Raw genomic sequence first — 15228 nt, forward strand, 5'->3', positions numbered from 1 at the left:
AAGACCGTATCTGACAAATTGCCAATGGCTTCAAAAATGTCTTGCTTTGCAGGAGACATCCACACAGGACAAAGCCGCCGTTGACCTATTTTGTTTGGATGGCTGCTTTGCTCACCGCAGAAGTAAACTAAGATGCCCGCGCGAGGTGGTGTTTGGGGGAGCAACCAAATTTGCGGGAGTAGTCGCGACTGAAATGCGAGGAGCTCTCATAGCCGACTTCAAATCCTGCGACCGATACAGAAGGGACACCGCGCTCCAACAAGGCGCGCGCCTCGATCATCCGTAGTTCTTTTTGATACTGCAACGGTGAAGTGCCAGTCACAGACTTGAAGTGCTCGTGAAACGACGACTGGCTCATCCCCGCCACTTCGGCCAGTTCACCCACAACCAACGGCTCTCGAAAATTGGTCCTGATCTGTTGGATGGATTTGGCGATACGGCTGGCATGGCTATCGACCGACAACAGGTTCCGCAACATGCCGCCAATCGGCGACAACAAAAGACGGTAGTGGATTTCTTTCAAGATCATCGGACCGAGGACCTGCGCATCAAGGGGTGCGTCCATCAATTCCAGATAGCGCAGAATTGGATCGACCCATGCGGGATCAGCGACACTTGCCGAGAGTGACCTTGCATCATGCGCGTCAGACACCGCTTCACCGACCTGTTCATAAAGGCTGCGCAAAATACCTAAATCCAGTGACAGGATAAGTGCGCGGTATGGGGCGTCGGCACTGGCTTGTGTGATTTTCGACGTCACGGGCAAGTCATGGCTGACCAAAAGCGCATACCCTTCGCCAAGTTCAACGCATTGCTTCCCGACGTTCATTTCTTTTCGTCCCTGTAGGATCAGACAAATAACAGGGTTATAGACGACAGCCTCGAACGCTGTAATTTCGTCGCGTTGAAATATGTGCGCAGCAGGAAGGATTCTACCCGAACGTGCTGTTTCGCGGACTGAAAGCTCTGCTGACAGGTGCTGTAATCTCTCAAACGTCATCGGCGTCTCCTCTACCGATCCGTATCAGGAGTGTTCCGTGAGATCACGCAATTTCCCAACGATTCGGAGGAATCGGCAGAAATTCCGGAAAAATTGGCAGGACGGATCGTCGCCACGCACGTAGCTTCCTCTCAACATGACACAAGAATGGAGCACTGCATGTCTAGACCACAAACCATGTTCGCCCTGAACTCTGACACCTCAATCCCAACGGTCGGGTTCGGTACATATCTTATCTCGAACGACGATGCTGAAACCGCAATCAGTTCGGCAATCACATTAGGCTACCGTCACATCGACACGGCCTCTGGTTATCGCAACGAGGAAACGGTTGGGGCCGGGATCAGAAAAGGGCTTCAGGCCGAAGGGCTATCGCGTGCTGATCTGTTCGTCACGGCCAAGCTTTGGCCCGGAAACCCTGCCTGGGGCGACGCGCCCAAAACCGGTGCGCAAACCCTTGAAGAATGCGCCGCAAGCCTGTCGCGTCTGGGTTTGGATTATGTGGACCTCTATCTGATCCACGCACCCTACGGCGGCGACATGCGCCTTGAACAGTGGCGCGCCTTGCTGGAATTGCAAGCCAGCGGCAAGGCCCGTTCCATTGGCGTGAGCAACTTCAACGAAGGCCACCTTGACGAGATCAGCGCCGCTGGCCTGCCGATGCCAGATGCCAACCAGATCGAATTGCATCCTTGGTCCCAGAAACCCGGCCTGCTTGCCCATATGGCCCGGCACAACATCGCACCGATTGCCTATAGCAGCCTTGTCCCGCTTTCCACTTGGCGCACAGAGCCCGGTCAAGACAGTGCCAAGACGGATGACATGAAAGCAGATGGTGCCGTCTTCAAAGATATGGCACAGAAGTACGGCGTGTCTGAAGCACAGCTCTTGCTGCGATGGGGCGTACAGAACGGTTATGCCGTCCTGCCCAAAAGCCTGAATCCAGACCGGATGGCGCAAAACTTGGATCTGTTCGATTTCACCATCGACGATGCCGACATGGCGCAGATGGCGACAATGGATCGCGGTGATGGCGTGGCTTGGGCGACGGGTGACCCCAGCAAGTAGCCGCGGGGTCACCCAACACATCAAAAAAAGGAAACACAAACTCAATTGGAAGCACCATGAATAGTTTATTGCCCTACATCTCAACCGCATTTGCCGCCCCATTGCTTGCAATCGCGTTCAGCACACCATTGGCGGCAGACACGCCCTGCAATGCGCGTCTGATGAGCGGCAGCATCGCCCAACTCAGCCCGACTCATGCGACAGTCGACACATCGGCGCTTATTAATGCTGCCCCTGAGGATGTCTGGACGACCCTGACCGACTTCGACGATGTGGCAAGCTGGAGCACCGCGACATTGCAGGGCATGACCGGTGACATCCAAGACGGCGGCAGCGTGACCATCACCTTTATCTTTGGCACCGATGAGAACGGTGAACCCAATTTGATGGAAATACCTCACACGCTTATCTATGAAGATGGCCAATCATTCGGCTGGTCCGACCCGTTCCCCGAGGACAACGGCGGCGGTCACGACAACCACCTCTATCGGGTTGAAGCCTGTGGTGATCAGACCCTGTTCGTCCAGTCCGACGAGATCGTCGACAACCCCTATGCGGCGAACTTTGTGGTTCAGTTGTTGCCGATGTATCAAACCTTCAATGCGGAGCTAAAAGCCGCCGTCGAGAACTAAGCACCAGTGTTATGTGGCGCGAAGCTGTCAGATAGGTTTTCGCGCCACTTCGGTCAAAGTTGACCTTCACCGCGATGCAGAAAACTGGAGGTTTGGGCTCACCGCCGACATTCACCAGTTATCCCCAAACCCTGCAAACCAACACCAAACCTTGTATCAATCCCCCCTGAGCGCTAGACGAAACATGAAATACCAATACTAAGGACCCTGCCCCATGACCCTCACTGCCCAATTTCAAGATCGCATGTTGTCGCTGGGCCTTGCCCGCGTGTCTGAGGCCGCCGCGTTGGCATCGGCCAAGCTGATCGGTAAAGGTGACGAAAAGGCCGCGGATCAGGCGGCGGTCAATGCGATGCGAGAGCAGCTGAACCTGCTTGATATTGCCGGTGTCGTGGTGATCGGCGAAGGCGAACGCGATGAGGCACCGATGTTGTTCATTGGCGAAGAGGTCGGAACCGGCAATGGCCCCGGTGTCGACATTGCGCTGGACCCATTGGAAGGAACCACGCTGACGGCAAAGGACATGCCGAATGCCCTGACGGTGATTGCGATGGGGCCGCGCGGCTCGATGCTGCATGCGCCGGATGTGTATATGGACAAGCTGGCGATTGGTCCGGGATACAAGACGGATGTGGTGACACTGGATATGTCGCCGGGTCAGCGCGTCACGGCACTGGCCAAGGCCAGGAAATGTGATCCGGGCGACATCACCGTGTGCATTCTGGAACGCCCCCGCCACGAGACGATGATCGCTGAGGTGCGTGCCACGGGGGCGGCGATCCGGCTGATCACCGATGGCGATGTGGCCGGGGTCATGCATTGCGCAGATCCTTCCACGGGCATTGACATGTATATGGGCCAGGGCGGTGCGCCTGAGGGCGTGTTGGCCGCAGCCGCGCTGAAATGTATGGGCGGTCAGATGTATGGACGCCTGATGTTCCGCAACGACGACGAACGCGGCCGCGCCACCAAAGCGGGCATCACCGATTTCGACCGCATTTATCGTCGCGACGAGATGGTGACCGAAGATGTCATCTTTGCCGCCACGGGGGTGACGGATGGCAATCTGGTACCGGGCGTCAAACGCGAAGTCGGCTGGATGACCACGGAAACCCTGATCATGCGGTCCAAAACCGGATCGGTGCGGCGCATGAACTATCGCACACCGGTGGAATAACGCAGAGGCCGGTGGCTGCTGCATATGTCGGACGGTATTTGTAAAAGGGTGAAATGAGGGATGGTCATGGCGTATCTGGGCGTTGAGACATCCCTGACCGGGCGGCGTTGGGTTGGTCCCGGCGTCGATGTGGAACGCGCAGCCGAGGTGTTGGCGCAGCGAACCGACCTGCCGGAGCCCGTGTGTCAGGTGCTGGCGCGACGCGGTGTCGCCCCACCGGAAGCTGACGCATTTCTTGCCCCCTCGATACGGGATCTGTTGCCTGATCCAAGGTCGCTGAAAGACATGGAAAGCGCAGCGCGCCGGTTTCTGAGCGCCCTTGACGGGCGGCAACGTATTGCTGTTTTTGCCGATTACGATGTCGATGGCGGCTCTTCTGCGGCATTGCTGCTGGTTTGGCTGCGAGACATGGGTCACAATGCCACGCTTTATGTTCCTGACCGCATCGACGAAGGCTATGGCCCGAATGAAGAGGCCATGGCAGCCCTTGCAACAGATCATGATCTGATTGTTTGCGTCGATTGCGGTACCTTGTCCCATGGACCGATAGCAGCGGCAAGGGGCGCAGATGTGATTGTGCTGGATCACCATTTGGGAGGTGAGGTGCTGCCGGATGCGCTGGCGGTTGTAAACCCGAACCGGCAAGACGAAGATGGCGCATCTGCACATCTATGTGCAGCCGCTGTGGTATTTTTGATGTTGGTCGAGGCGGGCCGGCACCTTCGGGAGAGCGATCGCAAGGGACCGGACCTGATGGGCCTGCTTGATTTGGTGGCCCTTGCAACAGTTGCCGACGTGGCCCCTTTGATCGGTGTCAATCGCGCCTTTGTGCGCCAGGGCCTGCGGATTATGGCGCAGCGGGCGCGGGTCGGGCTTGCGGCGCTGGCCGATGTTGCGCGCATGGATACGGCACCCACATCCTATCATCTGGGATTCCTGCTGGGCCCGCGCATCAATGCAGGCGGGCGCATTGGTCAGGCCGATCTGGGCGCACGGCTTTTGGCGACGAACGATCCGCACGAGGCGGCCGCGCTGGCCGAACGCCTTGACGCATTAAACACCGACCGCCGGGATGTTGAAGCGTCGGTGCGTGCTGCGGCCCTGGCTCAGGCTGAGGAACGCGGATTTGACGCACCGCTCGTCTGGGCATCGGGGCCCGGCTGGCACCCCGGTGTGGTCGGCATCGTCGCTGCGCGGCTGAAAGAAGCATCAAACCGACCTGCGGTGGTGATCGGGGTCGAGGACGGCATTGGCAAAGGGTCTGGTCGGTCTGTTTCTGGCATCGACCTTGGTGCACCCATCCAAAGGCTCGCGGCCGAAGGGTTGCTGATCAAAGGGGGCGGTCACAAGATGGCCGCCGGGCTGACCGTGGCCGAGGACAAGCTGGACGCGGCCATGGCGCGCCTTGGCGAGCTATTGGCAAAACAAGGCGCGCATCTGGCCGGGCCATCTGAACTTGCGGTAACTGGTCTGTTGATGCCGGGTGCCGCGACGGTTGAACTGGTCGAAAAGATTGAGGAAGCCGGACCATTTGGGGCTGCGGCCCCTGCCCCGCGGTTTGTCTTTTCCGACATGCAGATCCGCTTTGCCAAACGGGTGGGCGAAAACCACCTCAAGGTCACTTTTGGCGACGGTTTGGGGGCCACGATGGACGCGATCGCCTTTGGTGCATATGATGGCCCGCTTGGCCCTGCGATGGAAAATCATGGCGGTGCAAGGTTTCATCTGGCCGGGCGGCTGGATATCAATACCTGGCGGGGCAAACGTTCTGTGCAGCTCAGGCTTGAGGATGCCAGTGCGGCCTGAATACAATTTCTGTCATCAACGGGAAATTTCTGCTTGCACCCTACGCGTCATTTACCTAAAGAACCGCTCACGACCAGTGGCCCGTTCGTCTATCGGTTAGGACGTCAGGTTTTCAACCTGAAAAGAGGGGTTCGACTCCCCTACGGGCTGCCACTTTTCCATTTGATCTGTTGTTTTGAATGCGCTTCTGAACGCAGGCTGCCCTCTATAGGCCATACCACTGCACATATTAGCGATGCTTGGGCTTTGTCCTCCGTCAGGTACTGCCCTGCCCATGTCAGTCATGCGCAAACAGGCTACTGCCTGACGCATACCCAAACCTCTGATCGTCCCGTGACATCCTTTGATCCATGAAAATAGAAGGACCACCTGCGATCTATCGAATAAAATTCATACTCTCATCAGCAATTCATACCGTCCGACCCATGCGGTCCTCAGATCATTCAATCAGCATCTGGCGATAACGGTGTTTCCGCCGGATTCGGTATGTGTCAGATCGGATTCAGAGCGAATTCTTCTTTAATCCCATAAACATACACGCATAGAGGGAATGCCTTTTGTGCCTTAGAAGAAACAGTTTGTTTCAAAGAAATTGCCTCAATTGCGGTCAAAAACTGTTATCAATGTGGCAGTTGGTCCAGTGAACTCGTGATGGAAATGTTCTCGATCACGAAATCGCGATGACAGGTTGACGTTAGGTTAACCATCGGAGTGAGCTGAACGTAATGTATAGAGCACGTGATTTGAGCTTCCGCTGGGTCACCGTTTCCGTTGTTGGAACTATGCAGAGCGCAGTTAGGATTAACGCGTAGTTGAGAGTAAAGAGTAGCGATACGCCCTGGAGGGGTTATCATGAATAGTTTTAAGACGAACCAACTGGGGTATGGCCAGTTTGAATTTGGCGCATTACCTGCTGATAGCAATCCCGCAATTCTAAGGTCTGAACGGTTTGCCGTGTCGTCGGTACGCCGCAGCTATGTCTGGGACGGTGCGGTTTCCCGCAAAGCCGAAGCGAGCGGTTTTTATCGTGGCTTGGTCAAACCGCTGCTGGATGGGCTTATCGTCCTTCTCACCCTGCCCTTTTCGATCCCGTTTATAGCATTTTGCGCTATTGCGCTTTGGGTCGAGGGCGGGTCACCCTTTTACACACAAGAACGTCTGGGAAAAAACGGCAAACGCTTCAAAATTCTGAAATTGCGCACGATGGTGCGCGATGCGGATGCGGTGCTGGAGGCCTATCTGGCTTCCGATCCGGCCCGTCGGCGTGAATGGGACGAATTGCAAAAACTACGGGACGACCCGCGCGTCACCCGCGTTGGTCACTTCCTGCGCGCCACGTCCATGGATGAACTTCCACAACTTTTCAATGTCTTGAAAGGTGATATGAGCCTTGTCGGGCCACGCCCGATGATGCCGGAGCAATTGTCCATGTACGGTGATTCGGACGCCTATTTCGCTCTCAGACCCGGCGTTACAGGTTTATGGCAGGTGTCTGCACGCGACAACACTCGGCTCTCTCATCGCAACGAAGTTGATGCGGAATATCTACGCGAAATTTCGTTCAATTTGGATCTTACTGTGCTCTACAAGACGATCGGTGTGGTCCTGCGCCGGACCGGATATTAAGGCGAGACTTATTGTGGATCAGTACAGATCAGGTGTAAGATTAACGCATGTCCAAACCGCCAAAGTGGGATGCAATGAAGGATAATTATCCTGTCGCTGAAACATCCAAACCATCGCAGGATGCGACGGTCCGAGGCAAAAGACCGCCTGCCTTTCTCAGCGGAATGCGCCACGGCATTCGACCTCGTCATATCATGAATGAACAGTCGCAAAGGCGACTGCTTGAACTATCTGCCGTAGCCCCGGAAAAGCCATCGTTTGTCAAATCTGCCGAAGATACGCGTTGGCAAGACCTGAGGCTCGAAGCGCCGGGCAGAAGTGGCACGCACACCACGACCAAAACCGCCATCGACGGCGATCTTGGTCATAGCGATGCCCATGCCTTTGATGTGCTGCGCACACGTCTGCGCCAGACCGCGCAGGAACATGGCTGGACCAACATCGCCGTGACCGCCCCGACCACCGGATGCGGCACGACCTTTACGGCAGTCAATCTGGCGCTCAGCCTGTCGCGCATTACCGGGTCACGTTCAATCTTGATGGATTTTAACATGCGAAATCCCGGCGTCGCAGCAGCCGTTGACATACAAGCGCGTGGTCCACTGCAGAGGTATCTGGACGGCAGCACCGCGATGGCCGAGCATTTGGTCCGATGCACTGACACATTGGCGCTCGGACTGAGCAGTGGACCACATGAACTTGCCGCCGAAACACTTCAGAACGCAACCACGATACGGACGTTGCAACAGATGCAAACAGCCTTGCAGCCCGAGATTGTGATCTATGATATGCCGCCGATGTTGGCTTTTGATGATGTGTCCGCCTTTTTGCCCCATCTAGATGGCGTTTTGCTGGTGTCAGACGGGACCCAGACAACCGCACGCCAGCTGACCGAATGCGAACAGATGTTGGATGGGCAGGTGCCTTTGTTGGGCGTTGTATTAAACCGGGCGCGCCGTTCAAGCATTGTCCGGTACACCTGATCCGCCGTCTGAACCCCTGTTGGAAGTATGTAGGAAGCACTATGATCACCGGATTGCTATGGTTTAAACGGGTCAAAACCGGGTCTTGCGGGTGCGTGCACCCGAACTCATCGATATTGGGATACGCAGGCTGATGGGTCCGATCTATTCGCTGGATGACTTTCTGGATTTGTTGCGCCGCCGGGCGCGGCTGATCCTAAGTGTGATCTTCTTGGGATGCATCGTTTCTGTCGTTTTTGCCCTGATGCAACAACATATGTATCAATCCGCCGAAGTCATTCAGATTGAACAGCCCACAATCGCCAATGACCTCGCCCCATCAACGGTCGAAGGCTCATCTGCGCGCCGCCTGCAGTTGATTGAACAACAACTGATGGCCCGCGATAACCTGATCGGGATGATCGATAAATTTGGCCTTTATGAGAACGCATCGGGGCTACGGCTGTCCGAAAAGGTGGACTTGCTGCGCAGCGCGGTCACGATCACAGGCGTTGCCGCGGCACGGGAAGGGTTTGCTGATGACGGCACCATTTCCGTCCTGACAATCACTGCCGAAATGGACAGCGCCGAACAGGCGCAGGCGGTGGCTCATGAGTTTGCCAACCGGACCCGCGCCCTGTCCGCCACCCAGCGCGAGGAACAGACCCGCGAAACCTTGGAATTCTTTGAAAGGCAAGAAGCCAACATTGTGCGTGACATCGCCGCACTTGAGCAAGAGCTCCAAGCCTTTCGGAGCAAAAATGATCTGTCTATCGAAGGCAGCCTTGCCTTTCGCCGCGACGAAATTTCCAGTCTGAACACTGCGATACTGGCTCTGGACCGCGACATCATTGCGGCCCAACTGGCGCGCACCCGATTTGACCCCTCTGCGCGGGCGGCCACGGTCAAACGGCTGGAAGACGAAATTGATGCGCAGCTTGCCAGCCTGACATCACAACGCACCCTCCTGAATGAGCGGCGCACAGCCCTCAAGGAAAGCCTGCAAACCTCGCCCGAAATTGACCGCACATTGGCCAGTTTCGACCGCCGGATGGATCAGCTTCAGGACCAGCTTGAGGTCATATCGACCCGCCGTAACGAGGCAGAGGTTGGTTTTTCGCTGGAGGCCGCCGCGCGGGGTGAGCGCCTGATCACCCTCGAAGAGGCGCAAGTGCCGGATTATCCGTACACCCGCAGTCGGAAAATCGTGGCGCTTCTCGGTGGCATGGCTTCGGTCATCGCGGCGATTGCCTTGGCATTCTTGCTTGACTTACGCCATCCCGTCCTGCGCACTGCGCGCCAGATGGAACGGGAAACCGGGCTGCGCCCTGTGATCGTGATTGCCGAAGCTGTGAAACTCAAGGGGCGAACCGCCCGCATGGCACGCAAGGCGCAGGCAGCCAAAGCGTAACCTCGCCCGGAAGTCGCCAACTTACCCGACGCGCACCGTGCACTGCGACCGGACAAAGGATCGTCTTTTGAAAATCGCCTACATCCTCAACACCTACCCGCAACCTTCACATAGTTTTATTCGCCGTGAAATACGTGCGCTCGAAGCCGCTGGTCACGAGGTGCTTCGGTTTGCCATGCGCGCACCCACGGACGCCTTGGTTGATCCTCAGGACAAAGCCGAGGTTGGCAAGACAGAATACGTACTGTCCCAAGGGGTTGGCGCAATTGCCGGGGCGGTCTGGCAGATGCTGCGCAAAGATACTGCTGCCTTCTTTGCGGCGGTTCAGGTGAGCTGGAAAATGGGCCGCGCGTCCAATGTGGGCGTGCTGCGCCATCTAGTTTATCTTGCAGAAGCCTGTTATGTTGCGGGGCGCTGCGAGGCCGAAACCCTGTCTCATGTCCATGCCCATTTTGGCACCAATGCTGCCGCCGTCGCGATGTTGGCGCATTTGCTGGGGGGACCGGAATATTCCTTTACAGTGCACGGTCCCGAAGAGTTCGACAGCCCGTTGGCGTTGTCCTTGGGGACCAAAGTGCACCATGCCGCCTTTACTGTCGCGATAAGTCAATTCGGCCGCAGCCAGCTGTGTCGCTGGGCCGATCCCGATGACTGGGATCGCATCGAAGTCGTGCATTGCGGGATTGAGCCGGACCGTTTTGACCAGACAGAACCCCTGAAAAAAGGCACCCGCCGCCTTGTCGCCATAGGTCGGTTTGTTGAGCAAAAGGGCCAGCTGTCGCTGATTGACGCTGTCGCACAAGCTACCAGCAAGGACATCCATCTGATACTGATTGGCGATGGCGAAATGCGCGGACAAATCGAAGCCTTGATTGCCAGTCACAGGCTTGCGGATCGGATCACGCTGACCGGATGGGTGGATGAAACGCGCATTCGCGCGGAACTCGACGCAGCACACGGGCTGATCATGCCAAGCTTTGCCGAAGGGCTGCCGATGGTGGTGATGGAGGCCATGGCCGCCGCTCGTCCGGTAATTGCCACCTATGTGGCGGGCACACCCGAACTGGTGCTGAATGGCAAGACCGGATGGCTGGTCCCGGCGGGGGATGTACACGCGCTAGCGCAAGCGATTGATGACTTTGCGACCGCACCGCTGACCAGGCTTTCAAAAATGGGCGCAGCTGGCCGCGGGCGGGTCTTTGAACGCCACGATGCGGGCAAAGAAGCCGCCAAGCTTGCGAACCTCATTCGCCGCTAACGCCCGCGCGCCCATTTGCTTTCACTGCGCAGGATCGGCATCCGTGCGACGCCGCGCACAATCATGAACACGGCAAAGGCAACCGGATCACGAAAGGCACGCAGCCACAGCGGTGCACCACCCCTCTTGGCATCGGCATTGATCATCAAAGCGGGATACCGTTCGGCAATCTCCGCCACACCCGCGTCCTGCCGCCGACGCACCTGCACCAATGCGGCAAATCCTTCGATCATTGGCCAGTCATAGTGCGCCGATACCGACTTCCGTTCTTCGGGGGTAAAATTGAGCCGGGCAAATGTATCATCCGAGATGATATCGGGCCACGCCGCCCAGCGCGCCCTCCCTGCCCGGTTCATCGCAAAGACCCCAAATCCCGGCACGCCCAATGTCATAAACGGCACCGTGCGCCAGAACCGCATATAGTGGCGCGTGACAACGCTTGTCCCAACTGTCACGTTCGGCTGGCCACTGGCATAGCGCGGCATCCCGGTGTCCAATACCTGTGCCAATTGCGCAATCAACGGTGGCGAGACCTGCACATCCGCATCCAGATAGATCAGCACATCCCCCTGCGCTGCCTTGTCGCCCGCGTTAAGTGCGATCGCCTTGCCACCCTGGGCGATGTCCAACACCACAAGCGCCCAGCCTTTTGACATGAGCCGTTCTTTGAACGTTTGAGCGATCTTGGCTGTGTTGTCGGTACAGCCGTTGGCAATCACGATCACCTCGACGGAGAGGTCGACCAGATCCGATGCCAGCAGCGCCTCAATACAATCAGGCAAATACCCCGCCTCATTATGCGCGGGAATCAGGATGCTGAGCATCTTCATTGAACCGCGACCAAAGCATCCCATCGGGGATTTTCATCATCCAGATGCCGCAAGCCCCCCCATGATCCCCACTTGGTCGGCGCATAGACATCCGAATAGGCGACGAATAACTGCCCGCCAATGGCCTGCCATCCCGCCAACAGCGTTGCGTACAGCGTCCCCATCTCTGTCGAATAGTTGATATGTTGGAAGAACGCCGTCAGATCAGCATCATCAACCTGGGCACCCAGACCCACAACGTGACTGCCGCCCTCATAGACAATCAAATCCAACCCCCGCGCACGCGCAACGGCCGCATGATAGGGCCAAACACGGCCTATCAAATCCGCCACAGTGTCATTGACATCATCACTGACCGCCCCGTCATAAAGATCACGGCCCGCAAGTGCCGTGGCATGATCAAACCGATGAAGCGCTACATATTCCTGCGCCGTTGCGCCCGACAGTCCTTTGGTCTTGGCGGCTGCCCGTGCGCGGGTGCGGCTTTCATCCAACCAGTCTTTCACCACCGGCTGTCGGTCATCGACACCCAATATCCCACCAAAATATCCCGTCACCGCATAGGCATCGAACGCATCTGCCGGGGCAGCAAGCCCTTCGGCCTGAACCAGCGGCGCATCAAGTGCTTCGGTTTCCAGACCGAGCCACCCCGTCTGGCTGGAGATCAAATTGACCAATCGCGCGTCGCCCTGATCGCCAAAAACATCGGACCAGATCCGCGCTACCTCGGCTGCACGCAACCCGTAATACTGCATCCATTTGTCTTTTTGGTCCCATCGCGCCAGTGACTGCACATCGGCCCAGACTGCCTGATCAAATTGCCAGTTCCAGACCTCGTTCGAAAACTCGACATAGGTGGTCAGTTTGGGGTCCAGATTGTCCCGCACATAAGTTGCAAAGCGGCGGACATAATCATCATCCGCCAGATGCGGCATGTTAAACCAAGCGTCCGTTTCCAACTCATTGGCAAGGGCCACCATCACTTCGACCGGCACACCAGAGGCAAAGCTCACATCACCGGGTTCCGGCCGATCCGCCCAAGTTGATACGGTCGCATTGTTGGTCTGCATCCAGTCCATAAACCGCAGCACCCGAAAGCCGCCGATGCGGGCACTCCATGCCGGGTTGAAAGTCGCGCCTTGATCAAGGCGCGCGGCATTGTCGAGCTTGATCACCGAGATATTGCGCGGCGGGTCGGTCGTGTTGATCCGTTGCACGCGGATATCGACACTGCCGGGGCCGGGCGTGTAATCAAACGTCACTTCGCCCGCGCCATACCGAACGTTTTGCGCGCGCCCCGCCACCTCGATCACGCCGGTGCCGTCGAACCGCAAGAGGTAACGACCTTCAAGCGATACCGCCGCTTCTGGCATGTCAGTCAAGATCAACGTCCCGATGCTGCTGAGGTCAGGCGGCATTCTGACCGGCCAGCCATCGGGGTTCAGATAGCCGCCGGCGACCAGTTCGGCATATTCCATGCCGCCGTATGCGCCGGGTCTATGCCCAAGCCAAGACCGTGCGGTTTTCATCACGTCGATGAAGGGCTGCTGGGTGCTCCAATCTGCGATGCTGGCCAGTCCGATGCCGACGTTGCCACTGCCCGGCGCGGCACCTTCGGGTACTTGCAAAATATTTGCGGGCGGGCCCGTGGGCGCGCCCGGCGCACTCGCCGCCCGTGCAGGTGCCTCAGATGGCTGGGGTGCCACCACAGCACCGTCATAGCCGCGTACCGCGTCCCATGCGATACGTTGCAGATTGCGGGCCAAAACGGGGCCGGGCGCGTCAAATGACTTGCCCCAGCGGTCATTGAACGCATTCGTCAGGCCCTGTGGGCTTTCGCCGGTCAGGCTCGCATATTGCACCATCGCCACAAAGTAGTGGCCCAGATCATTGAGGTGAATATCATCGGCAAATAGCGCGCCGATGTCGCTGATGCCCGGCACCCTGTCTGCAGCAATTTCATCGTAAAGACGTGCCATCGCCTGTCCTGCCGGGATCAGCGTGATGCTTGCGGTTTCGGTCCGATTGCCCGCCGCAACCGATGTCACGATCCCTTGCCAGACCGGCAGATCCTGATCCAGACGCGCTCGCCAAGGCACATGGGCCTGCGCGTCGTCATCAACCGCGACGCCGGTGCCACTGTTCCGACTGTGCCAGGTTTCCTGCAAATAGACCTTGGTGGCTGGGTTCGCCGACACAGCCAGACCAAAAAACGCCTGTGCATAGACTTCCGTATCAGACCACCGGGTGTGATTGGCCAGTGGGACAGCCTCTGTCAAAATCAGATGAGATATGCCGCCTTCGGGCAACAACGCACGCGCATCGACGCCTTCGGCATTGGCTGATTGTTCCCAGTTATAGCGCAGCGGCGCGCCGTTTATGATCTGCGCCTGAACACGCCCCTGGCCCTGCCCTTCGCTGAGCGCCGCTTGCAGCATATCCGGACCAGCACTCCCAAACAGGCTGTGACCCACCATCAGGATCGACAAAATGGGGCCAAGACCGCTCATGCCGCAACGCCGGTTTCGGGGTGACGCTGGATGACATCCCAGACCACCTGCTGCATCAACTGCGCTGTCTGAGGGTCGGGCGCATGCGCGTTGGTGCCATCCGCGCGCAACAAAGCGTAGGGCAGGCCCACAGGATTGCGATGATAGAGCACGGCGAAATGCGTCAACGCGACCAGATACGCCCCCAGATCGTTGAAATGGATCGTGTCGGGCGTGCCATCGTCCCGCCTGGCAAACAAGTCATGCAAAGTGGTGATCCCCGGCGTCCCACCCGAAGCCTGTGCCGCCCGCACAAAAGCGGCCATGACCTGCCCCGCCGGGATAAGATGGATTGGTGCGTCTGTGCGGGTCAAAGCCGGATATTTGACCTGCCCCAGCCAGTATTTGCGCAGATCCCTATCGATCCGGGTCAGCCAGCCATTGCCATCATCAGTGTGGTGCCAGGTCTCGTAAAGATAGATACGGGTGCGCGGGTTTGCGTCCCACGCCAGCTCTGCCCAGCGCGCAAGATAGGTGGCGGCATCGTGATAGCGGATCGCATCGGCAATCTCGACCATTTCGGTGACCACCACCGCATCAAACGCACCCGACCCGATCGCCTGTTTGGCTGCGCGGAAATGGGGACGCTTGTTTTCTTCTGCAAATCCGTTGATGACTTGGTCCGGTTCCCAATGCTGCTTTAGCGATGTGCCCCATCCCAACTGACTTTTGTAGGTATGCTCAGGCCCCGCAAGTTGCGCCAGCATCGCAGGCATATCACGGCCCACAAGCGAATGGCCGAGGTGAAAGACCTTCAATGCACCAGCGGGCTTCATCAAAGGTTGAGCATAAAGCGCCCGCGCTTTTTCGGCGCTGATATCTGGACGGGATTGCCACGCAACAGCGCCCGCGCCCGCAAGCGCAAGCCCCAGTCCGGCCACAGCAGAACGGCGCGTGAGATGCAACATA

The 15228-nt window shown here is 57.7% G+C and carries 12 protein-coding genes and 1 tRNA gene; 9 read left to right on the forward strand and 4 right to left on the reverse strand.

The genetic code is table 11. The annotated features are described in order from the left end of the window. Window positions 1-127: 127 nt before the first annotated feature. Window positions 128-1000 carry an AraC family transcriptional regulator gene (locus ACEWL3_RS12950; RefSeq protein ID WP_386182113.1) on the reverse strand — a complete coding sequence of 291 codons (873 nt, stop codon included), beginning with the start codon at window positions 998-1000 and terminating at the stop codon, window positions 128-130. 159 nt (window positions 1001-1159) lie between these two features. Here ACEWL3_RS12950 and ACEWL3_RS12955 point away from each other — a divergent pair, with 159 nt between their 5' ends. The 9 genes from ACEWL3_RS12955 (at window position 1160) to ACEWL3_RS12995 (ending at window position 10940) form a co-directional block, all read left to right on the forward strand. Continuing rightward, on the forward strand, window positions 1160-2068 hold the full coding sequence (locus ACEWL3_RS12955; protein WP_386182111.1) for an aldo/keto reductase: 909 nt from the start codon (window positions 1160-1162) through the stop codon (window positions 2066-2068). A 56-nt stretch (window positions 2069-2124) separates the two neighbouring features. Beyond that, on the forward strand, window positions 2125-2700 hold the full coding sequence (locus ACEWL3_RS12960; protein WP_386182109.1) for an SRPBCC family protein: 576 nt from the start codon (window positions 2125-2127) through the stop codon (window positions 2698-2700). Window positions 2701-2914: 214 nt separating this feature from the next. Then, window positions 2915-3877: a class II fructose-bisphosphatase gene (gene glpX, locus ACEWL3_RS12965; protein ID WP_386182107.1), complete on the forward strand. Its 963-nt coding sequence runs from the start codon at window positions 2915-2917 to the stop codon at window positions 3875-3877. A 66-nt stretch (window positions 3878-3943) separates the two neighbouring features. Beyond that, window positions 3944-5683 (forward strand): single-stranded-DNA-specific exonuclease RecJ, encoded by a 1740-nt coding sequence (gene recJ / locus ACEWL3_RS12970; RefSeq protein WP_386182105.1) that lies wholly within the window; start codon window positions 3944-3946, stop codon window positions 5681-5683. Between the two features lie 78 nt (window positions 5684-5761). Then, window positions 5762-5836 (forward strand) — tRNA-Glu (locus ACEWL3_RS12975). A 699-nt stretch (window positions 5837-6535) separates the two neighbouring features. Continuing rightward, a complete protein-coding gene (locus tag ACEWL3_RS12980) occupies window positions 6536-7309 on the forward strand; it encodes a sugar transferase (protein ID WP_386182103.1) in 774 nt (257 codons plus the stop codon). Between the two features lie 47 nt (window positions 7310-7356). Beyond that, complete coding sequence (locus ACEWL3_RS12985; protein WP_386182101.1) at window positions 7357-8292, forward strand: CpsD/CapB family tyrosine-protein kinase; 936 nt, start codon at window positions 7357-7359, stop codon at window positions 8290-8292. 133 nt (window positions 8293-8425) lie between these two features. After that, window positions 8426-9682, forward strand: a complete 1257-nt coding sequence (locus ACEWL3_RS12990) for a GumC domain-containing protein (RefSeq protein ID WP_435000999.1) — start codon at window positions 8426-8428, stop codon at window positions 9680-9682. Between the two features lie 67 nt (window positions 9683-9749). Further along, entirely contained in the window at window positions 9750-10940 is a 1191-nt protein-coding gene (locus ACEWL3_RS12995; protein WP_386182097.1) for a glycosyltransferase family 4 protein, read from the forward strand. Here ACEWL3_RS12995 and ACEWL3_RS13000 read toward each other — a convergent pair. The 3 genes from ACEWL3_RS13000 to ACEWL3_RS13010 are packed head-to-tail and all read right to left on the reverse strand — an operon-like array spanning window position 10937 to window position 15227. Then, window positions 10937-11770, reverse strand: coding sequence for a glycosyltransferase family 2 protein (locus tag ACEWL3_RS13000; RefSeq protein WP_386182095.1), 834 nt, complete (start codon window positions 11768-11770; stop codon window positions 10937-10939). The two genes, ACEWL3_RS12995 and ACEWL3_RS13000, sit on opposite strands and share 4 nt — an antisense overlap. Continuing rightward, window positions 11767-14280, reverse strand: a complete 2514-nt coding sequence (locus tag ACEWL3_RS13005; RefSeq protein WP_386182093.1) for a hypothetical protein — start codon at window positions 14278-14280, stop codon at window positions 11767-11769. Before ACEWL3_RS13005 ends, ACEWL3_RS13000 begins: the two co-directional genes overlap by 4 nt. After that, complete coding sequence (locus ACEWL3_RS13010; protein ID WP_386182091.1) at window positions 14277-15227, reverse strand: hypothetical protein; 951 nt, start codon at window positions 15225-15227, stop codon at window positions 14277-14279. Before ACEWL3_RS13010 ends, ACEWL3_RS13005 begins: the two co-directional genes overlap by 4 nt. Window position 15228: the final 1 nt, after the last annotated feature.

It is taken from the genome of Sulfitobacter sediminivivens (genome assembly GCF_042611115.2).
GTDB lineage: Bacteria > Pseudomonadota > Alphaproteobacteria > Rhodobacterales > Rhodobacteraceae > Sulfitobacter > Sulfitobacter sediminivivens.

Bases quoted from the DNA above. Each gene is read 5' to 3' on its own strand.
- ACEWL3_RS12955 (WP_386182111.1), top strand. From the start codon at position 1,160: ATGTCTAGACCACAAACCATGTTCGCCCTGAACTCTGACACCTCAATC.
- ACEWL3_RS13010 (WP_386182091.1), bottom strand. From the start codon at position 15,227: ATGTTGCATCTCACGCGCCGTTCTGCTGTGGCCGGACTGGGGCTTGCG.
- ACEWL3_RS12980 (WP_386182103.1), top strand. From the start codon at position 6,536: ATGAATAGTTTTAAGACGAACCAACTGGGGTATGGCCAGTTTGAATTT.
- ACEWL3_RS13005 (WP_386182093.1), bottom strand. From the start codon at position 14,280: ATGAGCGGTCTTGGCCCCATTTTGTCGATCCTGATGGTGGGTCACAGC.
- glpX (WP_386182107.1), top strand. From the start codon at position 2,915: ATGACCCTCACTGCCCAATTTCAAGATCGCATGTTGTCGCTGGGCCTT.
- ACEWL3_RS13000 (WP_386182095.1), bottom strand. From the start codon at position 11,770: ATGAAGATGCTCAGCATCCTGATTCCCGCGCATAATGAGGCGGGGTAT.
- ACEWL3_RS12950 (WP_386182113.1), bottom strand. From the start codon at position 1,000: ATGACGTTTGAGAGATTACAGCACCTGTCAGCAGAGCTTTCAGTCCGC.
- ACEWL3_RS12960 (WP_386182109.1), top strand. From the start codon at position 2,125: ATGAATAGTTTATTGCCCTACATCTCAACCGCATTTGCCGCCCCATTG.
- ACEWL3_RS12985 (WP_386182101.1), top strand. From the start codon at position 7,357: ATGTCCAAACCGCCAAAGTGGGATGCAATGAAGGATAATTATCCTGTC.
- recJ (WP_386182105.1), top strand. From the start codon at position 3,944: ATGGCGTATCTGGGCGTTGAGACATCCCTGACCGGGCGGCGTTGGGTT.
- ACEWL3_RS12990 (WP_435000999.1), top strand. From the start codon at position 8,426: ATGGGTCCGATCTATTCGCTGGATGACTTTCTGGATTTGTTGCGCCGC.